19 protein-coding genes and 1 other RNA gene are annotated in these 22,798 nt (G+C 62.7%); 3 read left to right on the top strand and 17 right to left on the bottom strand.

The window, feature by feature from the left end; genetic code table 11:
- Window positions 1-104 precede the first annotated feature (104 nt).
- The 3 genes from phaC to PQQ52_RS25515 form a co-directional block, all read right to left on the bottom strand.
- A complete protein-coding gene (gene phaC, locus PQQ52_RS25525; protein WP_408217560.1) occupies window positions 105-1,934 on the bottom strand; it encodes a class I poly(R)-hydroxyalkanoic acid synthase in 1,830 nt (609 codons plus the stop codon).
- Between the two features lie 543 nt (window positions 1,935-2,477).
- Window positions 2,478-3,335 carry a peptidoglycan editing factor PgeF gene (gene pgeF / locus PQQ52_RS25520; protein ID WP_408217416.1) on the bottom strand — a complete coding sequence of 286 codons (858 nt, stop codon included), beginning with the start codon at window positions 3,333-3,335 and terminating at the stop codon, window positions 2,478-2,480.
- A complete protein-coding gene (locus PQQ52_RS25515) occupies window positions 3,332-4,609 on the bottom strand; it encodes an RluA family pseudouridine synthase (protein ID WP_408217413.1) in 1,278 nt (425 codons plus the stop codon). Before PQQ52_RS25515 ends, pgeF begins: the two co-directional genes overlap by 4 nt.
- A gap of 38 nt (window positions 4,610-4,647) precedes the next feature.
- On the opposite strand from PQQ52_RS25515, the gene PQQ52_RS25510 reads away from it, so the two are divergent.
- Entirely contained in the window at window positions 4,648-5,508 is an 861-nt protein-coding gene (locus PQQ52_RS25510; protein ID WP_408217410.1) for an outer membrane protein assembly factor BamD, read from the top strand.
- 118 nt (window positions 5,509-5,626) lie between these two features.
- Here the strand turns inward: PQQ52_RS25510 and rlmD are convergent, their stop codons facing one another.
- The 6 genes from rlmD to surE all read right to left on the bottom strand — a co-directional run bounded on the left by rlmD (window position 5,627) and on the right by surE (window position 11,940).
- Complete coding sequence (rlmD, locus tag PQQ52_RS25505) at window positions 5,627-7,045, bottom strand: 23S rRNA (uracil(1939)-C(5))-methyltransferase RlmD (RefSeq protein WP_408217407.1); 1,419 nt, start codon at window positions 7,043-7,045, stop codon at window positions 5,627-5,629.
- A 230-nt stretch (window positions 7,046-7,275) separates the two neighbouring features.
- On the bottom strand, window positions 7,276-8,052 hold the full coding sequence (locus PQQ52_RS25500) for a 3'-5' exonuclease (protein WP_408217404.1): 777 nt from the start codon (window positions 8,050-8,052) through the stop codon (window positions 7,276-7,278).
- A 3-nt stretch (window positions 8,053-8,055) separates the two neighbouring features.
- Complete coding sequence (gene rpoS, locus PQQ52_RS25495; protein WP_408217401.1) at window positions 8,056-9,138, bottom strand: RNA polymerase sigma factor RpoS; 1,083 nt, start codon at window positions 9,136-9,138, stop codon at window positions 8,056-8,058.
- An 11-nt stretch (window positions 9,139-9,149) separates the two neighbouring features.
- Window positions 9,150-10,088, bottom strand: coding sequence for a peptidoglycan DD-metalloendopeptidase family protein (locus PQQ52_RS25490; RefSeq protein ID WP_408217398.1), 939 nt, complete (start codon window positions 10,086-10,088; stop codon window positions 9,150-9,152).
- Between the two features lie 5 nt (window positions 10,089-10,093).
- On the bottom strand, window positions 10,094-11,185 hold the full coding sequence (locus PQQ52_RS25485; RefSeq protein ID WP_408217395.1) for a protein-L-isoaspartate(D-aspartate) O-methyltransferase: 1,092 nt from the start codon (window positions 11,183-11,185) through the stop codon (window positions 10,094-10,096).
- Window positions 11,182-11,940 (bottom strand): 5'/3'-nucleotidase SurE, encoded by a 759-nt coding sequence (surE, locus tag PQQ52_RS25480; RefSeq protein WP_408217392.1) that lies wholly within the window; start codon window positions 11,938-11,940, stop codon window positions 11,182-11,184. Before surE ends, PQQ52_RS25485 begins: the two co-directional genes overlap by 4 nt.
- 227 nt (window positions 11,941-12,167) lie before the next feature.
- Between surE and PQQ52_RS25475 the strand changes: the two genes are divergently transcribed.
- Window positions 12,168-13,142, top strand: a complete 975-nt coding sequence (locus PQQ52_RS25475; protein WP_408217389.1) for an NADPH:quinone oxidoreductase family protein — start codon at window positions 12,168-12,170, stop codon at window positions 13,140-13,142.
- Window positions 13,143-13,241: 99 nt separating this feature from the next.
- Here the strand turns inward: PQQ52_RS25475 and PQQ52_RS25470 are convergent, their stop codons facing one another.
- From PQQ52_RS25470 to ffs, 8 genes are all read right to left on the bottom strand, one after another.
- Entirely contained in the window at window positions 13,242-14,066 is an 825-nt protein-coding gene (locus PQQ52_RS25470; protein ID WP_408217386.1) for an ABC transporter permease, read from the bottom strand.
- A 111-nt stretch (window positions 14,067-14,177) separates the two neighbouring features.
- Window positions 14,178-14,990, bottom strand: coding sequence for an ABC transporter ATP-binding protein (locus tag PQQ52_RS25465; RefSeq protein WP_408217383.1), 813 nt, complete (start codon window positions 14,988-14,990; stop codon window positions 14,178-14,180).
- Between the two features lie 112 nt (window positions 14,991-15,102).
- Window positions 15,103-16,140, bottom strand: a complete 1,038-nt coding sequence (locus PQQ52_RS25460; protein WP_408217380.1) for an ABC transporter substrate-binding protein — start codon at window positions 16,138-16,140, stop codon at window positions 15,103-15,105.
- A 47-nt stretch (window positions 16,141-16,187) separates the two neighbouring features.
- Window positions 16,188-17,420, bottom strand: coding sequence for a CaiB/BaiF CoA transferase family protein (locus PQQ52_RS25455; protein ID WP_408217377.1), 1,233 nt, complete (start codon window positions 17,418-17,420; stop codon window positions 16,188-16,190).
- A gap of 117 nt (window positions 17,421-17,537) precedes the next feature.
- Window positions 17,538-18,134 carry a recombination mediator RecR gene (recR, locus tag PQQ52_RS25450; protein WP_408217375.1) on the bottom strand — a complete coding sequence of 199 codons (597 nt, stop codon included), beginning with the start codon at window positions 18,132-18,134 and terminating at the stop codon, window positions 17,538-17,540.
- Between the two features lie 260 nt (window positions 18,135-18,394).
- A complete protein-coding gene (locus tag PQQ52_RS25445) occupies window positions 18,395-18,721 on the bottom strand; it encodes a YbaB/EbfC family nucleoid-associated protein (RefSeq protein WP_007182071.1) in 327 nt (108 codons plus the stop codon).
- A gap of 60 nt (window positions 18,722-18,781) precedes the next feature.
- Window positions 18,782-21,511 carry a DNA polymerase III subunit gamma/tau gene (gene dnaX / locus PQQ52_RS25440; protein ID WP_408217372.1) on the bottom strand — a complete coding sequence of 910 codons (2,730 nt, stop codon included), beginning with the start codon at window positions 21,509-21,511 and terminating at the stop codon, window positions 18,782-18,784.
- Window positions 21,512-21,718: 207 nt separating this feature from the next.
- Window positions 21,719-21,817, bottom strand: an RNA gene (gene ffs / locus PQQ52_RS25435) — signal recognition particle sRNA small type.
- Window positions 21,818-22,262: 445 nt separating this feature from the next.
- On the opposite strand from ffs, the gene trxA reads away from it, so the two are divergent.
- On the top strand, window positions 22,263-22,589 hold the full coding sequence (gene trxA / locus PQQ52_RS25430; protein WP_054039468.1) for a thioredoxin TrxA: 327 nt from the start codon (window positions 22,263-22,265) through the stop codon (window positions 22,587-22,589).
- Window positions 22,590-22,798: the final 209 nt, after the last annotated feature.

Raw genomic sequence — 22,798 nt, 5'->3', positions numbered from 1 at the left:
CACCGCAGCCCGTCAAGTTAAAAATATCGTTGTTCCTGCGCCCTTGCTCAATCAGACGCGCATTCATGCCGCCAAACCAACCGCGCTTTCAGACGCGTTCAAGCCTACTCCCGTTGCCGCACATAACGCCCCGGCGCCGGCTCGATCACCGGGAATTCAGCAGAGCCGGCCGCGGCGCGCGGCTTCACTTTCTTGCCGCCATACTGATCGAGCCACGTGGTCCATTCGGGCCACCAGCTGCCAGGCACCTCGGCCGCCTGGCCGAGCCATTCGTCCGGGTTTTCCGGCAATGTCTTGACATCGCCTTCCAGCGCCCAGTAGTTGCGCTTTTTCTTCGCCGGCGGATTGATCACGCCCGCGATGTGACCCGACGCACCGAGCACGAACTTCAGCGGCCCGGCGAGCAGCGGCACCGACGCATAGGCGGTTTGCCACGGCACGATATGGTCTTCGCGCGAACCGTAAATGAAGGTGGGCACATCGATCTTCGAGAGATCGACCGGCTCGCCGCAAGTGGTCAGCGCACCCGGCTCGCGCAGACGATTCTCGAGGTACGTGTTGCGCAGATACCAGACATACATCGGGCCCGGCAGACTGGTCGAGTCGCTGTTCCAGTACAGCAGATCGAACGGTACCGGCGTGCGCCCCTTGAGGTAATTGTCGACGACGTAGTTCCACACCAGATCGTTCGGCCGCAGGAACGAAAAGGTATTGGCGAATTCGATGCCGCGCATCAACCCGGGCGTGCTGCCATTCTTGCCGCCGATGGTCTGCTCGCGCATCTGCACGTGCGCCTCGTCGACGAAAACGTCGAGCACGCCCGTGTCCGAGAAATCGAGCATCGCGGTGAGCAAGGTCATCGACGCAGCCGGATGTTCGCCGCGCGCTGCCGCCACCGCCAGCGCCGTGGCGAGCATGGTGCCGCCCACGCAGAAGCCGAGCGTGTTGATCTGCTCGCGCCCGCTGATCTTGCTGACCGTATCGATCGCCTTGAGCACGCCCTCGCCGATGTAGTCGTCCCACGTCTTGCTTGCGATCGATGCGTCCGCGTTGCGCCACGAAATCAGGAACACCTGATGACCCGAATCGAGCCCGTGCGCAACCAGCGAGTTCTCCGGTTGCAGATCGAGAATGTAGAACTTGTTGATGCAAGGCGGCACGATCAGCAGTGGCCGCTCGCGCACGGTGGCCGTGCGCGGCTTGTACTGGATCAACTGCATCAGTTCGTTCTCGAACACCACCGAACCTTCAGTATTCGCGAGATTTTCACCGACCACGAAACGCGATTCGTCGGTCTGCGAAATCTTGCCACGCTGCAAGTCACCGAGCAGATTCATCACGCCCTGCCGCAAGCTCTCACCCTGGCTATCCAGCAAGGTTTTTTGCGCTTCGGGATTCAACGCGAAGAAGTTGCTGGGCGATGCCGCCGCGGTCCATTGCTGAACGGCGAAACGAATGCGCTCGCGCACCTTCGGCTCTGTTTCGAGCGCGTCGACCATTTCCTGCAGATAGCGCGCGTTCAACAGATACCACGCAGCGGTAAACGCATACGCCGGCGTCGCGCTCCACGCATCGGAACTGAAACGGCGATCTTTGAGTTCGGGGGCTTTCGTCGTGGAGCCTGTGGCCTGCTCGATCAGCGCCATCGCCTCGCGCGAATAATCGGCTTGCAGCTTTTGCAGACGCTCCGATGGAATCGCGGCGCTCGGCACATTGAGTCCGGCGAATGAAGGCATTGACGGCAGGGATCCGGCAGTCAGTTTGCTGAAGTCAGGCATGCCGGGGAACGACGGCATCTGTGGCATGCCCATTTGCGGTATGGGAGGGACACCCACTTGCGGCATCTGCGGCATCGGGAAAGGCATGCCATTGCCGCCGGGCGGGGTGCCAAGCGAACGCCATGCGTTCATCCAGGCGTCGAATAACTGCTGCATGCCTGCGGCTGACGTTGCACCGCTCGTACCGGCCTGCTGCGTATGCTCCGTCGAGGAGCCCTTGCTGGGGGAAGCTGAGGAATGTGATGCTGCCATACCTGCTTTTGACCGGTGAGTCCTTGCGGACGGGTTGAGAGGCAGGTTCATGCGCACGTGGGCGATTGTTCGCGACCTCGTCACGCCCTGTCCCATGTACGAGGAACTGTGAGGAACATTCTTGCTCCCCACCGCAAGGCATGTCAATGCTTGTTCCCGATTTTGCCGCAGTGCGATAGTTTTTTAATTATCGTTTTCCCTGTGTAGCAGATCGCGCTTTTGGAACATACGTCGATAAGTACCCGTGCAGGCGAAAAAAACGCTCATATGGCATGGGCTTAAGCGCATTTATCCGTTCGCTCGCGGACACTTCTGGCGGCAGATTTACGCGTGCGCGGCAAATTCCGGCAGCGCAGCAAAAAAGCGTGCTGCGCCTCCGAATAAACCCTCATACGCGTGCTCGCAGGAAGCCGTCGCGCCCGCCATAGCGGGCGCCGGAGTAACGACTTATTGCGCGATCGTCTGTGCTTGATCGTCCAGCCAGATCAGCGCAGCCATGCGGCCTGTCTCGCGATCGCGGCGATAGGAATAGAAACGCTCACGTTGAGTGACCGTACACAGATCGCCGCCGACAATGCGTGTCACGCCGAGCCGCTGCAAGCGCAAGCGCGCCAGCGCAGCGAGGTCGGCAAGATATTTGCCGGGGTTTTGCGGATGCGGAACGAATGCATTCGCCGTGGCCTCGCGTTGTGCCCCGTCCACGCCCTTCATGAAGGCGTCACGCACATCTGCCCCTACCTCGAAGGCACCCGGTCCGATCGCCGGGCCCAGATAGGCGTGCAACGACTGCGCCCCGACGCCAGCCAGATCGGCGACACGCTGCGCGGTCTGTTCGACGATGCCCGCTGCCAGACCACGCCAGCCGGCATGAGCCGCACCGACCGCGCGGCCCGCTTCGTCGCACAACAGCACCGGCATGCAATCGGCCACCATCACGACACACACCGTGCCGGGCCGATCGGTGACGCTGGCGTCCGCTCGCGTCGGCGTACCGCTTGCGAGCGTCTGCGCGAGCACATCTTCAGCGCGCACGATGCCGGCGCCGTGAATCTGTTCAAGCCACGCGGCCTCGCCTACGCCTGCCAGATTCAGCAGCCGTGCGCGATTCGTTGCGACCGCGGCGGGATCGTCACCGGCTTTCATCCCCAGATTCAGGCCGCCGGGCTGGTCCGCGCCATCCTGCCAGCGGCCGAACGGCGGCTCGCTCACCCCGCCGTTGCGGGTGGTAACGAGCGCGCGCACGCGCGGTGACACGTTCCACCCAGGCTGCACAACATCGGCAAAGCTCAGCTCGGGCAAGCTCATGCGTGACCGTCCTCGTCGTGTTCGTCGTCGCTTTCGTCGTGATCGCCGTCGCCGTGCGCTTCGTCTTCGTCGGCATCGTCGTCCATCGAGGCGTCGTAGTCGTCTTCCTCGTAGTAAGTCTCGTCGAACTCGCCCGCATCGTCACGCCCAAGACCGAGCGCCGCCGACAGCACCTGCATGTCTTCCGGTGCGTCGGCACGCCATTGCATGGTCCGGCCGGTTTGCGGATGGATCAGGCCGAGACGCCATGCATGCAGCGCCTGGCGCGCGAACCCGTCCGGCAGCGGCGTCACCGAGCGCTTGCCGCGCGCACGCCCATAAATCGGATCGCCGAGCAGCGGATGGCCGATATGTGCGCAATGCACGCGAATCTGATGAGTACGGCCGGTTTCCAGATCGCAATGAATCGCGGTAACCGGTTGACGCTGCCAGATCGCCGTATCCACGCGCCTGAAATGCGTGCGCGCCGCCTTGCCCGAGGCGCTCGTGACCACCGCCATGCGCGTGCGTTCGCGCGAATCGCGGCCAATCGGCGCGTCGATCGTGCCTTCTTCGGGCATGTTGCCCCACACCAACGCGAGATAACGGCGTTTCACCGTACGCGCCTGGAGCTGGCGCACCAGGTCGGTCTGCGCTTCGAGCGTGCGCGCCACCACCATCAGGCCGGACGTTTCCTTGTCGAGCCGATGGACGATACCGGCACGGGGCAGACCTGCCGCGGCGTCGCCATAGCGGTACAGCAGGCCATTCAGGAGGGTGCCGCTCCAGTTGCCGGCCGCCGGATGCACGACCATGCCGGCCGGCTTATTGATGACCACCAGCGTGTCGTCCTCGTAGACGATCTCGAGAGGCACGGGTTCGGGCGTAAAGGCGAGTTGTTCCGGCAGCAGGTCGGGGACGAGCTCGATGGTCGCGCCAAGCGGCACCGGCTGGCGAATTTTTGCCGGCTTGCCGTCGATGTGCACCCGCTCCGATTCGATCCAGCTTTGCAGCCTGTTACGTGAAAACTCCGGAAAGAGTCGGGCGATCACCTTGTCGAGGCGGTCACCGGCCATTTCGTCGGGCACGACGACGCTGCGCGGCGTCTCGTCCGCCACGCGGCTCGTCACCGTCGGCACCATGCTGTGCGGGCCGGCGGGGGCAAGCGCGTCGCTGCCGAGATCGTCGTCGAGTGAATCGACGCCCAACGCGTCGGAGGGGTCAGCGCTTACGCTATAATCTTTGTTGCTATTCCCGGCACCGTTTGCGGCGTCTGGAGTATTTGAGCGGGTCATTGAGTCTGGGTCACCTGGACGTAAAGCTAGACTGGAAAATGCGAGCCTTGAACACCATCACTAAAGCGGCGATCAATTTGGCGGCCATCAAGAAGGCGGCCCGGAAAGTGGCCGGATACATTGCATGCGCCGCGGCCGTCGCCGTTGTTGCGGCCTGTCACGGCTTGCCGGAAAAGACCGACGAGACGGCTACGTGGAACAACAACAAATTATATACGGAGGCGAACGACGCTCTGACCGGTGGTGATTACGGTAAGTGCGCGAAGTATTTCGAGATGCTCGAAGGCCGCGATCCGTTCGGCCACTTTGCCCAGCAAGCGCAGATCAACGTCGCGTATTGCAACTGGAAAGACAACGAAAACGCCGCCGCCGACCAGGCGATCGACCGCTTCATCCAGTTGCACCCGGATCACCCGGACATCGCCTACGCGTACTACCTGAAGGGCATGATCCACTTCAACGACGACCTCGGGCTGTTCGGCCGCTTCTCCGGCCAGGACATGAGCGAGCGCGATCCGAAGTCGCTGCGCGAGTCGTATGACGCGTTCAAGGTGGTGGTCGACAAGTACCCGAACAGCAAGTATGCACCGGACGCAGCGCAACGCATGCGCTATATCGTGAACGCGCTGGCGTCGCACGAGGTCCATGCGGCGGATTATTACTACCGCCGTGGCGCATATGTTGCCGCGATCAACCGCGCGCAACTGGCGTTGAAGGAATACAAGAACGCGCCGGCTATCGAAGACGCACTGCACATCATGATGCTGTCGTACGAGAAGCTGAATCAGCCGCAACTGGCCGACGACACGAAGCGCATTCTGGCCGGCACCTTCCCCGACAGTCCGTATATCACGGGCCATGCAAGGCCGGGTAAGGAAAAGTCGTGGTGGCAGTTCTAAGCCTCGACCAGACGTTTTCAGCATAAAGCTTGAATAAAAAACGCCACGACCGAAGTCGTGGCGTTTTTGTTTGTGGAGCGCCGCCAGCGTATGCACCGCCAGCTGGCAACAGGCGCCCTCAGTCCCGCTCGAACAACGCGATCGATTCCACGTGCGAGGTGTGCGGGAACATGTTCACCACTCCCGCGCCCACCAGGCGATAGCCGGCCCCATGCACGAGCAGGTCCGAATCGCGTGCGAGCGTTGCCGGGTTGCACGACACATAGACGATACGCTTGGGCAGCGGACCATTGCCGCTTTGCGCGATCTCCGCAAGTGCCTTGGCAACCGCCAGCGCGCCTTCACGCGGCGGGTCGATGAGAAATTTGTCGAAATGGCCAAGCGCGCGCATGTCGTCGGCGGTGACTTCGAACAGGTTGCGGCAGGCGAACGACGTATGCCCCGCTACACCGTTCAGCTCGGCATTGGCGAGCGCACGCGAAGTCAGCACGTCACTGCCTTCGATGCCCACCACTTCCTTCGAAATCCGTGCAAGCGGCAGCGTGAAGTTGCCGATTCCGCAGAACAGGTCGAGCACGCGGTCAGTGCTGGCCGGGGCCAGCAGACGCAGCGCACGGCTCACCAGTACGCGATTGATCGCGTGATTCACCTGGGTGAAATCGGTGGGCTTGAACGGCATCCGGATGTTGAATTCCGGCAGCGTATAGTCGAGCTGCACATCGAGCGGATAGAACGGCGTGACCGTGTCCGGACCGCCCGGCTGCAGCCACCACTGGACCTTATGCTCGTCGGCGAAGTCGCGCAGCACCTGTTCGTCGGCGGCGGTGAGCGGTGCGAGATTGCGTAATACAAGCGCGGTGACCGAGGAGCCGACGGCGAGTTCGATCTGCGGCATACGATCATGGATCGACAGCTTGCGGACCATGAAACGCAGCGGCATCAGCATCGCCGACACGTGCGGCAGCAACACCTCGCAGGTCTTCATGTCGGCGATATGGCTGCTTTTCTTCTCGTAAAAGCCGATGCGCATACCGCCCTTTTCCGGCAGATAGCGCACAGCCAGACGCGCACGGTAGCGGTATCCCCACGCCGGACCCTGAATCGGCCGGAACACGGTCTCCGGGCGCAGCTTCGCCAGGTGCTGGAAATCGTCTTCAAGCACGCGCTGCTTGACGGCAATCTGGGCTCGAATGTCGAGGTGCTGCATCGAACAGCCGCCGCAGGTATCGAAGTAAGGGCATTTCGGCGTGGTGCGAAGCACGCTTTCGCGGAGCACCTGGACCACTTCGGCCTGCTCGAATTTCGCCTTGCTGCGTTGTGTCGCGTAGCTGACGCGCTCGCCGGGCAACGCGCCCTCGACAAAAATCACCTTGCCGGGTGTGCCGTCTTCGCTCTCGACACGACCCACGCCGCGCGCTTCCATGTCGAGCGAAACAATTTCGATAATCGGCTCATTGCCGGTAATGACGCGCGCTTTCACCGGCGCGGGCGCCTTCTGGCGCTTCGGCGAGCGACGTTGTGGGGCAGTTCGGGACACCTGCGACTTCCTGACAAACTTGGGGGAAAGGCGAGATTGTAGACGAAGCGCCGCCCTTGCCAACGATTTGGCGCGACGGTAGTGGGCCAGCCGCGTGGAGCGCTTCGATCGTGACTGGCGTAAGGCGAACCGGGGTGCTTGCGCACGATCTCGCGTTACGGCGGCCGCCGCCGCAGCGCCTGCGCCATCAGCGTGCGGCGAACCGCTTCTTTACAAAACTGTTAAGCAGCCTACTGATCGAATGCGGCCAGATACTCGGCCCATTGTGGCGCCGTTTCCAGCGCCAGTGCATTTTTGACCAGATTGATCTCGTCTGCATACTCTTCGGCCGAAAACGCGCCGCGAATCAGCTGGAAGCGGCAATACAGCAGGTACGTGTTGACGACGTCGGTCTCGCAATAGTTACGGATTTCCTCGATGCGGCCTTCCTGGTAAGCGTGCCACACCTGGCTGCCGTCCATGCCCATCTTGCCTGGGAAGCCGCACATCTTGGCGAGCGCGTCGAGTGGCGCATTGGCGCGCGCCTGATACATCGCCAGCACGTCCATCAGATCGGTGTGACGCGCGTGATAGCGGCTGATGTAGTTGTTCCACTTGAACTCGCGATCATCCTCGCCGAGGTCCCAGAAGCGGTAGGCAGGGATGCCATTGACCAGCGCCCGGTAGTTCAGCACCGGCAAGTCGAACCCGCCGCCATTCCATGACACGAGTTGTGGCGTGTATTTCTCGATCACGCGATAAAACGACTGCACGAGCGCCGCCTCGCCGTCTTCCAGCGTACCGAGTGAGCGCACACGGAAACCGTTGTTGTCGCGGAACACACAGGAAATCGCGGCGATCCGTTGCAGGTGGTGCGGCAGGAAATCGCTACCGGTCTTTTCGCGGCGCGCCGCAAAGGCATGCTCGGCGACTTCGGCGTCGCTCAGCGTGTCGGGCAAATTTTCCAGGCGGCGAATGCCGGCGACATCGGGAATCGTCTCGATGTCGAAAACAAGAATCGGTGTCATCAGTTATAGAACGGCGTCCTTCCGAACACCGTTAGAGGCAAAGAAGCGCTTCAGCCGCACCAGCGCTTCCTGTTGGATCTGGCGCACACGCTCGCGCGTGAGGCCCATTTCGTCGGCCAGCTCTTCGAGCGTGGCGGGTTCGATGTGGTTCAGCCCGAAGCGGCGCTCGATCACATGACGATGCTTGTCCGACAGGCGTGCGAGCCATGCACGCGTGAGCGTTTCCAGCTCGCGGTGCTGCACTTCGGCGTCCGGCGACTGACTTTGGTCGTCGGACAGCAGGTCGAGCAGGCTGCTCGCCGGATCGAGATCGAGCGGTGCGTCGAGCGACGCGGTGTGCTCGTTCAGCGCGAGAATGTCGGTAACTTCGTCGGTCGTCTTGCCGGTCAGATAGGCAATGTCGTCGATGCTGGCGTCGCGGCGCTCGGCTGCTTCGCCGGAATTCATCGAATTCTTTTCCAGATGGCGCTTCGCGCGCAGCACCTGGTTGAGCTCGCGGATCACGTGCACCGGCAAACGTACCGTGCGCGCCTGATTCATGATCGCGCGCTCGATGCTCTGGCGAATCCACCACGTGGCATAAGTCGAGAAACGAAAGCCGCGTGTAGGATCGAATTTCTCGATGGCGTGCATCAAGCCGAGGTTGCCCTCTTCGATCAGATCGAGCAGCGGCACGCCGCGATTCAGATACCCCTTCGCGATGCTGACGACGAGCCGTAAATTGCGCTCGATCATCACTTGCCGCGCCTCGAACTCTCCCGCCTTGGCCAGACGCGAATACTTCTGTTCTTCTTCGACGGTCAGAAGCGGCTTGACGCTGATGCGGTTCAGGTAATGCTGAATCGTGTCAGCCGTCAGCTCGGCTTGCAGCAGCGCGCGGAAGTCGTCCGCGTCGGGCGGCGCGCCGCTCGCGCCTTCGCGGGCCTCGCCGGGTTCTTCCGCGCCGCCCTGGCGTTCGTCGAGATCGCGCTCCTCTGCAATCTCTTCTTCCACTTCCGAAGCGCCGCCTTCCTCCACCGCAGCGGGCGTGACGCGGCTGATCGTCTCAGACTCGGCTTGCGGTAAGCGGCGCTTCGATTTCGGCATGGTCGTATCGCTTATTGCGGCGGCAAATACTTCAGTGGGTCGACAGGTTTACCCTGCCGGCGAACTTCGAAATGCAACATCACACGGTCGGAATCGCTATTGCCCATCTCAGCAATTTTCTGCCCTTTCGTCACCGCGTCCCCCTCTTTTACCATCAAAGCGCGGTTGTGTGCATACGCGGTGAGATAAGTTGCATCATGCTTGATGATAATGAGATTGCCGTAACCACGCAGCCCATTTCCGGCATAAACCACGCGCCCATCCGCAGAAGCCTTGACCGGATCGCCGGCCGCGCCGCCGATATTAATACCCTTGTTGGTCGAATCGTTGAAAGTGCCGAGCATCGGCCCGCGTACCGGCCATGCGAACACGACGTTGCCCGATGCACCAGCGCTCGAGTCGCTCGCTGCACCCGGGTTGGCTGGCGGCGTCAGCGACGCGTTGTTCGCACCTGAACCGTAGATCGGCGGCGCCGCGACACCGGCTGCAGCGCCTGCCGACGGCGGCGTGCTGCCAAGCGGCGCGCTTTGCACCGCGCCACCGCTGCCGATCGGCGCCGTCGACACGCCCGGCGTCAGTGCGGCGGTGTTCGCGCCCGGCGGCACGACGCGCAGCAACTGATCGACTTCAATCTGATTCGGGTTGGTGAGATTGTTCCACGTCGAGATATCACGGTAATTCTGGCCGTTCTCCAACGCGATCCGGTACAGCGTATCGCCCGGCTTCACACGGTAGTAGCCCGGCGGCGGCGGTCCGAGCGGCACAGCCGGTTGCTGCGCCGCTTGCGTGCCGAGCGTGCCGCTGCCGGAGCGGTCGACGACCGGCGCCTGATCGAGGCGGGTCGCACAGGCCGACATCAACAGGGACAAGGCGAGCACGCACACGCTACGCTGGGTTACGGTCATGGGAATATTCAGTCTGGTTCTTTGCATCGCGCGCAACATACTCATCGGTGTCAAATCACTCCGGATTTTAAGGGTACAAAGAAAACGCGATCAAGCCGCGACTCGCGCCACTGCGCGGGTCCGAGGCGTTCGACCAGTGTCAGCACCTGGTTCTGGCCTTCCTGCGAGCCGACCGGCGCGACCAGACGGCCGCCGATCGCGAGTTGTTCAAGCAATGCCTGCGGTACGTCAAGTCCGGCGGCGGCGATCACGATCGCATCGAACGGGGCCGCCGACGGCAGCCCCAGGCGGCCGTCACCGTAGTGCAGCCGGATGTTCGGAATGCGCAGCGGACGCAAATTTGTCTTCGCGCGTTCGGACAGCGGCTTGATGCGTTCGATCGAATAAACGTCCCGCGCGACCTGGCTCAGTACCGCAGCCTGATAGCCGCAACCGGTGCCGATTTCGAGCACGGTGTTCAACGCGCGGCCGGCGGCCGCCAGTTCGATCATCCGCGCGACCACGGACGGCTTGGAAATCGTCTGGTGATGGCCGATAGGCAGCGCGGCATCTTCATAGGCCTGGGCCGCAAGGCCCGGGTCGACGAACATGTGGCGCGGCACGACCGACATCGCGTTCAACACCCGCTGATCGGTCACGCCGTTCGCACGCAGGCGTTCGACCATCCGTTCGCGAACGCGTTCCGAAGTCAGCGCCAAAGCGCCGTTCAACGCGACGTTCGGCACGGCACTGCGCTCGGTGAGTTTGGCGGCGGGTTTGTTCACCGGCGCCGGTTTTAGCGCGGCGCGCACAGCCGAAGCTTGCGCGACGGCTGTTGCGCGTGGTTTGGCTTGCGGCTTGGCCTGGGTGCTGGCCGGCGGGTTCAGCGGCGCCTTCACTGCCAGCTTCCCCTGCACCTTGGCCTGCGGTTTTGCTTGCGATGCCGCTTGCGGCTGGGTCTGCACCTTCGCCGGCGACTTCGCCTGGATCTTCCCCGCGGCGCCAGGCGATGAATTCCTCGCGGGTTGCTGGCGTGCGTTCAACGCCGCGCTCGCGGCGAGTACCGCCGCGCGCACGTCGCCCGGACGCCCTTCAGGCCGGCGCGGTTCGCGCACCAGATCCTCGAGGCCGAGCGGAAAGCGCTTTGCGCGCTCGCTGGTCATGAAGTGCTGCTGCCGGCACGCGCCCAGTCGCGCGCTACGGGCAGCATTTGCGTGTGAGTCAGGTCGAGCTGCAACGGCGTGATCGACACCTGGCCGTTGGCGACGGCGTGGAAATCGGTGCCTTCGCTCGCATCGCGCGCGCTGCCGGACGGGCCAATCCAGTAGATCGGTTCGCCGCGCGGATTGGTCTGCCGGATCACCGGCTGCGACGGATGCCGCTTGCCGAGGCGCGTGATATGCCAACCGTTGAGTTGCTCGTAGGGCAGGTTCGGAATATTGACGTTCAGGAGCGGATGCCCCGGCAGCGGTTGTTCGAGGTAGTGCGCGACGATCTCGGCGGCCACACGCACCGCGTCGTCGAGATGCACCCAGTCTTTGTCGACCAGCGAGAAGGCAATGGCCGGCACACCGAACATGATGCCTTCGGTGGCGGCGGCGACGGTGCCCGAATAGAGCGTGTCTTCGCCCATGTTCTGCCCGTTGTTGATGCCCGAGACGACGAGGTCCGGCGTGTGGTCCAGCATACCGGTCAGCGCGATGTGCACCGAGTCGGTCGGCGTGCCGTTGACGTAATAGAAACCGTTCGCCGAGCGCAGCACCGAAAGCGGACGCGACAGCGTCAAGGAATTAGACGCGCCGCTGCAGTTCTGCTCGGGGGCCATCACGGTGACGTCCGCGATCGGCTTGAGCGCTTCGTAAAGCGCGGCAAGGCCGGGCGCCAGATAGCCGTCGTCATTGCTGAGTAGGATTCGCATGCGGCGATTGTAACCGAGGAAAGAAGGCACGCGAACGACACGGCGGGCGGTACACGCATCACATGCAAAGCGCACGCGTCAGGCCCCGCGCCGACGGGTATCGACCGCGTCAACATCGGGCCTCGAGCAACAAAAACGCACGATCGTGCGGATTGTTTTACACTCAGAATAGTTGCGACGCCCCGAAGGAAGTCCGCCTGCGGGACCTTGATCGATTTGGAGACACGATGCGCGCGATTCGCTGTAATCAATATGGGCCGCCGGAGAGCCTGATCGTCGAAAATCTGCCGGACCTCGAGCCGCCGCCCGGCCACGTCGTGATCGACGTCAAAGCCGCGGCCGTCAATTTCCCCGATGTGCTGATCATCGAGAACAAATACCAGTTCAAACCGCCCCTGCCCTTTACGCCCGGCTCGGAAGTCGCGGGCGTCGTGCGCGCGGTCGGCGCCGATGTGACGCAGTTCAAGCCGGGCTCGCGGGTGGTCGCGTTCACCGGCTCAGGCGGATTTGCCGAGCAGGCGCTGGCACCGGTTGCAGCGTGTGTGCCACTGGCGGATGGCGTCGAATTCGAGCTGGCCGCCGCGTTCACGCTCGCCTATGGCACTTCGCACCATGCGGTGGTCGACCGCGGCCAGTTGAAGACCGGTGAAACGATGCTGGTGTTGGGCGCGGCAGGTGGCGTCGGACTCGCCGCGGTCGAGATCGGCAAGGCGCTCGGCGCGCGCGTGATCGCGGCGGCGTCGAGCGACGAGAAGCTGGCTACCTGCGTGAAGCATGGCGCGGACGCCACCATCAACTACAGCACCGAAGACCTGCGCGAACGCATCAAGGCGCTGACCGACGGCAAGGGTCCGGACGTGATCTACGATCCGGTCGGCGGTGTATATGCGGAGCCGGCGTTTCGCAGCATCGGTTGGCGTGGGCGTTATCTGGTGGTCGGCTTCGCGAATGGCGAGATCCCGAAGTTGCCGCTCAACCTGACGCTGCTCAAAGGCGCGAGCCTTGTGGGCGTGTTCTGGGGCGACTTTGCGAAACGCGAGCCGCAGCACAATCACGCCGCGTTCCAGCAGATGACCAGTTGGATCGCCGAGGGCAAGCTCAAGCCGTATGTGTCGGAACGCTATTCGCTCGACGACACGGGCCGCGCGTTGCGCGATATGGCGGAGCGCCGGGTGATCGGGAAAGTGGTGATTACGCCTTAGGCGCAGTGCACTGACGCAGCCGCTCCTTTGAGCGGAAAAGAAAACGGCGTGCGGTTTGAAACCGCGCGCCGTTTTTGTTGAGCCGTTGGGAATGTGGCGCTACAGCTTTTCCGTATCACCCGACTTCGGCTGCCACTTCATCAGCCGCCGCTCGCCAATCCCGACGATGGCATCGAGAATCAGCGCGAATGCCGTTAGCACCAGAATCCCGGCGAACACAGTATTGATGTCGAAGGTACCTTCGGCTTGCAGAATCAGATAGCCGACGCCACGCGCCGAGCCGAGATATTCCCCCACCACCGAGCCGACAAACGCCAGGCCCACCGAGGTATGCAGACTCGAAAACACCCAGCTCATCGCACTCGGCAGATACACGAAACGCAGCAGTTGCTTGCGGTTCGCGCCAAGCATGCGCGCGTTGGCCAGCACGACCGGGCTCACTTCCTTCACGCCCTGATAGACGTTGAAGAACACGATAAAGAACACCAGCGTGACGCCGAGCGCCACCTTTGACCAGATACCGAGGCCAAACCACACGCCGAAGATCGGCGCGAGAATCACGCGCGGCATCGAATTGGCGGCCTTGATGTACGGATCGAATAGCGCGCTCGCGAGCGGCGACAGCGCGAGCCACAGACCAACGCCAAGTCCGAGCGCGGTGCCGAGCACAAACGCGAGCACCGTTTCGACCAGGGTGATCCACAGGTGCAGATAGATTTCGCCGCCGGTGAACCACTCCCAGATGCGCTGCAGCACCTTCTGCGGCTCGCCGAAGAAGAACGCGGCCTTGTTCGGGTCGTCGAAATAGAACGGTGGCAGCAGTGTCGGACTGGTCAGCACGTACCAAAGCACGAAGCACAGCACGAGCAGCAGCCACTGCCAGATCACCAGGTTCGCCCGGTTCGGGCGCAACGTCTTCCACATGACTCGGTTTGCCTTAGACGATTGATCGACGCAACTTCGGACGCAACTTGCGAACGCAACAGCAAGACGCAAATGTGTCACTCAACTACGGAACCCAACTGTGCGCCGTGGTTAAACGGCAGTGAGTTGCTGCTGGTAGCCCTTGAGCACTTCATCGCGCAGCACGCTCCAGATCTGTGCATGCAATTCGACGAAACGCGGATGCGCGCGAATCTCGGCGACGTCGCGCGGCCTCGGCAGATCGATGGTGAATTCGCCGATCGGATGCGTGCCCGGACCCGCTGACAGCACCACCACGCGGTCAGACATCGAGATCGCTTCGTCGAGATCGTGCGTGATGAACAGCACCGCTTTGCGTTTCGCCGCCCACAGGTCGAGCAGCTCGTTTTCCATCAGCTGACGCGTCTGGATGTCGAGCGCGGAAAACGGTTCGTCCATCAGGATGATGTCCGGATCCAGAATCAGCGTCTGCGCCATCGCCACGCGCTTGCGCATGCCGCCCGACAGTTGATGTGGATAGCGGTCGCCGAAACCGCCGAGGCCGACGCGCTTCAACCACTCGTCGGCTTTGCTGCGTGCTTCGGCTGGCGGGACACCATGAAATGCGAGGCCGGCCATCACGTTGTCGATGGCCGAGCGCCATGGCATCAGTGCATCCGCCTGGAACATGTAGCCAGCGCGCCGGTTGATCCCCTTGAGCGGCTCGCCGAACACACTGACCGTTCCCGACGACGGCCCCAGCAAACCGGCGCCGACGTTCAGCAAGGTGGATTTGCCACAGCCGGTCGGGCCGACCACCGAGACGAATTCGCCCGGCGCGATGTGCAAGGTCGTGTCTTTGACCGCCGTGTAACGCTGCGCGCGGTTGTCCCGCGCAGCGAACGTGCAGGTGATGTTGTCGAGCGCCAGAGCGGCAACGGTCATCGTTCGACTCGCTTCCAAAATCGGTTTCGGTTTGTCATGTCGTCATGACAGCAGTGGGGAGTGGTCGAGGCCAATGCGGCACGCGCCGCCCTCGGCTTCACACTGACGGTGCTCAGGCCTTGACCGTCGCCAGCGCTTTCTTGACGAAGTCGTTGGTCCACGCCTTCGACAGATCGATTGGCTTGCCCTGCACCGCCGGATCAAACGCCTGCAAAGTCTTCAGCGACGTGGCCGGCCCGTCCGCAGGCATCAGGCCATCCGGCGACATCGCCTCCTTCACGTGCTGCCATGCGTCCAGATACACCGCCCGATCGCCTAGCAAATAGCCTTCCGGCACGGTATTGATCAGCTCGCTGCCGGTCGCCGTTTGCAGCCACTTGAGTGCACGCACCATCGCATTGGTCAGCGCCTGGGTGGTATTCGGATTCTTCGTGATGAAACTCTGTGACGCGTACAGGCAGCCTGCCGGCATGTCGCCGCCGAACACGCTGCGCGTGTCGGCGAGCGTACGCGTGTCAGACACGACGCGAATCTCGCCAGTGCGCTCAAGCTTGGTCATCACCGGGTCAAGATTGGCAATGGCATCGATCTGGCCTGACTGCAGCGCCGCGATCGCGCCCGCCCCCGCGCCCACACCGATGAAAGCGACGTCTTTCGCGGTCAACCCAGCTTTCGCCAACACGAAACTCGCCATGATCGACGTCGACGAACCCGGCGCGGTCACGCCGATTTTCTTGCCCTTCAGATCGGCGATCGACTTGTAATTCGGCATCGCCTTCTTCGACACCGCGAGCACGATCTGCGGGGCGCGTCCCTGCAGCACGAATTCGCGGAACGACTGCTTTTGCGCCTGCAACAGCAAGGTGTGCTCGAACGCGCCGGAGACCACATCCGCGCTGCCGCCGACTGCCGCCTTCAGCGCTTGCGAGCCGCCGGCGAAATCCGAGATTTCGACGTCGAGTCCTTCGTCCTTGAAGTAATTGCGGCGCTCGGCAATCGTGAGCGGCAGGTAATAGAACAGATTCTTGCCGCCGACAGCGATCGCCACCTTGGTGGTTTCAGGTTTGCCCTGCGCGAAAGCGAGCGGCGTGGCGGCGAACGTGGCGCCCGCGAGCGCGGCGGTACCGGCGAGGAAGGTTCTGCGCTGCATGGTCTCTAGTCTCCGAACTTTTTGTTGTCTTTTTGCCGCGCGTTCACTCACACAATCTGTTGCGCGTGCAACCTTGCAATGTAGTCAGAATCATAACCTAGCGATTGCAGGACTTCATCGGTATGTTCACCCAGTTCCGGGCCTAACCAACGCGTTTCGCCGGGCGTTTCCGAGAGTTTCGGCGTCACCGACGGGAGCGTGATTTCCTGACCGTCCTGCCATTTGAAGCGCTGGATCATCTGGCGCGCCATGAATTGCGGATCGGTGAACATGTCCGCGACGCTGTAAATCCGGCCGACCGGCACGTCGGCCGCGTTCAGCACAACCAGCGCCTCGTCGATGGTGCGCGTGGCAAGCCACGCGGCGATCGCGCCGTCGATTTCCTGCGTACGCGGCACGCGGCCGTCGTTGTGCGCGAGGGCAGGATCGTTCGCCAGGTCCTCGCGCTCAATAGCGATCATCAAGCGCTTGAAAATCGGGTCGCTATTGCCGCCGATGACGATGCTGCCGTCGCGGCAAGGATACGTGTTCGACGGCACGATGCCCGGCAGCGACGCGCCGGTGCGCTCACGCACCATGCCGTACACGCCGTACTCCGGCACCACGCTCTCCATCATGTTGAAGACTGCCTCGTACAGCGCGACGTCCACGACCTGCCCTTTGCCGCCGTTCACCTGCTTGTGATGCAAGGCCATCAACGCGCCGATCACACCATGCAACGCGGCAATCGAATCTCCGATCGAAATGCCGATGCGCGGCGGCGGCAAATCCGGATAGCCGGTGATGTGGCGCAGACCGCCCATCGATTCGGCGATCGCGCCGAATCCAGGCCGGTCGCGATACGGCCCGGTCTGACCGTAGCCGGACAGACGCACCATCACAAGCCCGGGGTTGTCCGCCGATAAAACGTCATAACCGAGCCCGAGCTTCTCTAATAAACCCGGCCGGAAATTCTCGACGACGATATCGGCCTCTTTCGCGAGGCGCCGCACGATCTCCTTGCCCTCTTCGGCTTTCAGATTGATCGTGACGGATTTCTTGTTGCGCGCCTGAACGGCCCACCAGAGCGACGTGCCGCCGACTTCCGGATAAAGCTTGCGCCATTTGCGCAGCGGATCGCCGCCTTTCGGATCTTCGATCTTGATGACGTCGGCGCCGAACTCGCCAAGAAAGCGCGCGGCGAACGGACCGGCGATCAACGTGCCGAGTTCGAGCACCTTGACGCCGGCAAGCGGGCCTTTAGGGGTGGCGGTGGCGCTGGGATCGGGGTTGACGCTCATGTGTCTCCTCTCTGTTCTGTTGCTGCCCAGGCGCGGCGTGAGGCGTTGTGGACCGGTCTCGGGCGGCTCGCTCAGGCTTTGTAGGCGCCGCGACGTGGCGCTTCCAGTTACGTCGCGCTACATCGAGCGCCGGTCGAGCATTGCACGGGCGATCGTGCCGGCGTCGACGTACTCGAGTTCGCCACCCACCGGCACGCCACGCGCGAGGCGTGTCACGGCAAGGCCGCGCGCCTTGAGCGTCTGCCCGAGGTAATGCGCGGTGGCCTCGCCTTCGTTGGTGAAATTGGTTGCAAGCACGACTTCCTTGACGATGCCATCCGTCGCGCGCTTGACCAGCCGGTCGAAATGGATCTCCTTCGGGCCGATGCCGTCGAGCGGACTGAGCCGCCCCATCAGCACAAAATAGAGGCCGCGATAGGTCATCGTCTGTTCGAGCATGATCTGGTCGGCGGGTGTCTCGACCACGCACAACAACGCCGGATCGCGCTCCTCATCGAGACAGACCTCGCAGATCTGTGCTTCGGTAAAGGTGTTGCATTTCTCGCAGTGCTGCAGATGTTCAGTCGCGAACAGCAACGAGCGACCGAGTTTTTCGGCGCCATCGCGATCGTGCTGCATCAGGTGGTACGCCATGCGTTGCGCGGACTTTGGCCCGACGCCGGGCAGCACGCGTAGCGCTTCGACGAGCGCCGACAAGGCGGAAGGTTGTTTCATGCGGATCGGCAGCGTCGAAGTGAGTGTTGCCCGGTATGGCCCGGTATGCGGGTGGCGATGCGGTTGCTTCTGGTTGTTTCTATTAGCTCGGTACCGAGTCGGGCAGGCATGCCCGGCGAACGAACTGAACTGCCCTGATGCAAACTTGCACGAACCGGGGACGGGTATCCGGTGCGGGCATTCGAACGGGCGCGGCTCGCGCATTCAACTCACGCCGCGGTTAAAGCAACGGCGTGAACCCCTTCTTGCAACAACGTCGCTTAGAACGGCAGCTTGAAGCCCGGCGGCAGCGGCAGACCCGAGGTCATTCCGCCCATCTTTTCCTGAGCGGTGGCTTCGGCCTTGCGCACGGCATCGTTGAATGCAGCGGCGACCAGGTCTTCCAGCATGTCCTTGTCGTCGGCAAGCAGGCTCGGATCGATCGACACGCGGCGCACGTCGTTCTTGCAAGTCATCGTCACCTTGACGAGACCTGCACCCGACTGCCCTTCGACTTCGATCAATGCAAGCTGCTCCTGCATCTTCTTCATGTTTTCCTGCATCTGCTGGGCCTGTTTCATCAGCCCGGCGAGTTGGCCTTTCATCATGGACATGCTCCTTCTTGATAGCGTGAAATCCGGAAATCGGGTGCGCCAAAGCGCGGCGAATCAGTAGACGGACGGCGCGCCGTTCGGGCCGACGTCCTGCGTAATCGGGCGGATCGAACCGGGCACGATGCTCGCGCCGAACTCGCGAATCAGTGACTGCACGAACGGATCGGCACCGATCTCGCGCTCCGCTTCCTGCTGGCGCTGGGCGCGCAGGGCGGCGTCGTGCGCGGCTGCCGTGCGGCGCGCCGGGCCGACTTCGACCAGTACGTCGACGTTCTGGCCGAGTTTTTCGACGAGCGCGACTTTCAGTTTAGCGACCTGCGAGGCCTCCGCGTACTGCGGCACCGGCACGTTCAGCTTGAGCGTGTTGCCTTCGAGCGCCATCAGTTCGCTATTGAACGCTAGCTGATACGAAATGCCCTTAAGCGGCAGATCGACGGCGAGCGCGGGCCAGTCGCCCTGGAAACCCAGCGGATCGAGCGGCACGGCGGGCGGCAACGGCCGCTTGTCGACCACGGGCGCGGGGGTCGACACAGGCGCGGCGTTCACGCGAACGTCGTCGGGTCCGCTGTCGAACACCGGCATGTAGGTGTCGTCCGGCAGGCCGTAATAACCTTCGTCCGCTGCCGTAAGCGGCATGTATTCATCCGGCGGCATGTCGTCCCACGGCGCGCTCGACGAGCCGTTCTGCTCATGGGCTTGCGACGACGGCGCACGTGCGGCCGGAGCGGCGTCCTGTTGCGGCGCGCGGCGCGGGACGCCCGGTGTTGGCACATTGACGACCACGCGGGGGGCAGCGGGCTTCGGCGCGACTGGGGCTGCAGCGGGCTTGGCGGCGGAAGCTGCTGCCGTCGCGCGACCACGGTCCGATGATACTTTCAGGCCTGCGCTGCGCAATACATTGAGCGCGTCGCTCGCGCCGCCTGCGCGGCGTGGCGGGATGTCGGCTGCGGGCGGCGGCTCTTGCGATGCCGTTGCTGGCGCGGCCTCTTCCACGCGTGCGAGCGTGGCTGCGGCTGGGCCAGCGAGCGGAGACGGGGGTGTCGATTCCTGAGGCGCGGCGGCAGCGGATGCTTCGTTCCAGGCTGGCTCAGTGGGCGCGTCGTCCCACGGTGCCAGGGCCGGTGCAGCCGCTGCTTTCGTTGCTGCGACCGCTTCGATCGATTCTGCCGCCTCGGTCGCGGGCACAGCCGCTACTTTTGTTGCTGCCATCGCTTCAGCCGGCGGCACCGAGGACATCGCTTCGGGCATCGGGGGAGCTTGGGGCACGTTCGTGTCCGTAGGTGCAGGCGCCGGATTGCTCAAAACCGGTTCGGTGGACGCTTCTTCCTGCCACGGCGCTAAAGCCGGCGCGGCGATGACGTCAGCCGCCGCGGGCGCAGGCGCCGCGCTCGCGGCGCCAGAAGCGGGCAACGATGCAGATGCGGACCTGGAAACAATCGGCGCTTCACCAATAGCTGGTTTCGTCGCACCAGCATTTTCAGCAGGCTCCGCCGATGCGAGGTGCTGCGAATCCGGTGTCGTGGACTTCGCTTCCGCCGCTGGACTTGCGGAGCGGACCGGCACGGGAGCGGCTGCTTCAACCGCACGCGACGGCGCCACCGCCTGTTGCGCAGCGACCGCCGGTGAGCCGGCGCGTTTAGCGCCACCCGCCCCCGCCGGTCCTGCCGCTCGCGCCGCAGCCGCGCCACCACCACCGGTGGGCGCCGGCTCGAACGCCAGCATGCGCAACAACGTCATCGTGAAGCCGGCGTATTCGTCAGGCGCGAGACCCAGTTCGCTTCGGCCGATGGTCGAAATCTGATAGAACAACTGCACCTGCTCGGCGCTCAACGCCTCGGCAAAACGACGCAGATCAGCCGCTTCCGGCCACTCGTCCAACACCGACGAAGGCGCGAACTGCGCCCACGCGACTCGGTGCAACAAGCTCGCCAGATCCTGCAACGCCGTCGAAAACGACAGGCTGCGCAAGGCCATCTCGTCCGCGACCGCCAGCACGGCGGCGCCGTCACCATCGGCAAGCGCGTCGAGCAGACGAATCAGATAACTTTGGTCAAGCGCGCCAAGCATGCCGCGCACCGCTTCTTCATTCACCTGATTGGCCGAATAGGCGATCGCCTGATCGGTCAGCGAGAGCGCGTCGCGCATCGAGCCGTCGGCCGCGCGCGCGAGCAGGCGCAATGCCTGGGCGTCGTACGGCACTTTCTCTTCGCCGAGAATGTGTTCGAGATGCGACACGATGTGCCCGGCCGGCATCTGCTTCAGATTGAACTGCAGACAGCGCGACAGCACCGTAACCGGGATCTTCTGCGGATCGGTGGTAGCAAGAATGAATTTGACGTGCGAAGGCGGCTCTTCCAGCGTCTTCAACATCGCATTGAAGGCGTGGTTGGTCAGCATGTGCACTTCGTCGATCATGTAGACCTTGAAGCGCGCGTCGACCGGGGCGTAGACCGCGCGCTCCAGCAGCGCCGCCATTTCGTCGACGCCGCGATTACTCGCCGCGTCCATCTCGACATAATCGACAAAGCGGCCTTCATCGATCTCGCGGCACGCGCGGCACACGCCGCACGGCGTGGAGGTCACACCGGTTTCGCAATTCAGCGCCTTGGCAAAGATGCGCGACAGCGTGGTTTTACCAACGCCGCGGGTGCCGGTAAACAGATAGGCATGGTGCAGACGGCCGCCGTCGAGCGCGTGCGTGAGCGCGCGCACCACGTGCTCCTGTCCGACGAGCGAAGCGAAATCCTTCGGCCGCCATTTGCGTGCGAGAACTTGATAGGTCATCCGGAAATTGTATCAGTAACGATGCCGCGCAAAACCGAATCGAAACGGCGTGCGAACGCGTGTTGCCGCTTCATTGAAACTGGCTAACGGACCGATAGAAAAAAATAGATGAAGCGCGCAAGAAACGCCAACGCAGTACCTGGGTGGCAGCGCTCGGGTAAAACAGGAGATGGAAGGTACGGCAGAGGAAAAACAAGAAAAAAGGAAGGTGACGAGCCTGACCCTCGGCACTGGTGGAAAACGGCTGTGGCTGCTTCGTTCCCGACCTGACCAGGTTGACCATCCCTCCATGCGAGGAGGCCCGTCACGAAACATTCTATCACCGCTTGGCCCGTCGCGCGACTGTTAATACGACCAAACTGACATCGACGCGCCGAATCAGGCGCTTCGCCTCATATAGCGCGGCACCCCGGAAGTAGGTGTGCGGGGCACTTGAGTTTGCGCGGCCAGCCACCAGATAGGTTGCGTCGCGGTTGTTAAGGCGTAATGGCATTTCACCGGCAGCCCCTGGCTCCACTGCCCTTGATGAGTACTATCACCACCGGCAACGCATAGCGAATTAAGCTAAACTGACATACGGATGACCCGCAACCGCGAGCTTTCCACGCATTCCGGAAATGGTCTTTCGACTTTTTCAGGCCTGCGTCGGCAACGCTCCGATTGCGGCAAAGCGAACGGAAGTTTCCCTGGTTTTTGACGTATCGTGGCGAGCAATTCAGGCAGGCCTCGAACCGATAGAGGTATTCATACAATGAGCGAATCAATCAAGCATATTAGCGACGCATCGTTCGAACAGGACGTCGTGAAATCCGATAAACCCGTGCTGCTCGATTTCTGGGCTGAATGGTGCGGTCCGTGCAAGATGATCGCGCCGATCCTCGACGAAGTCGCCAAGGATTACGCCGATCGCCTGCAAATCGCCAAGATCAATGTCGACGAACATCAATCGACGCCGGTCAAGTTCGGCGTGCGCGGCATCCCCACGCTGATCCTCTTCAAGAACGGTGCTGTCGCCGCGCAAAAGGTCGGTGCATTGTCGAAGTCGCAACTCACCGCGTTCCTCGACGGCAACCTGTAAAGCGGTCGCATCGGCGCGCTCCAGGCCGTTGAGACCTTCAGGCGCGCTGTCTCAGGCGTGTTGTCAGCCGGCAACACGCTCAATAAGAAAGATGCCAAACCGTCGCACTGACGGAAATTGGCGTGTGCTATGCTAGAATCCGCAAAACGTCGAAAAGACGTGTAAGTCCTTGAGCGGTTCCGCTCACTCTCCTCCCAGATTTCATTTCG

It is taken from the genome of Paraburkholderia sediminicola, from assembly GCF_046030555.1.
Taxonomy (GTDB): Bacteria; Pseudomonadota; Gammaproteobacteria; order Burkholderiales; family Burkholderiaceae; genus Paraburkholderia; species Paraburkholderia sediminicola_E.
This window is presented reverse-complemented; position numbering and strand designations above follow the sequence as displayed.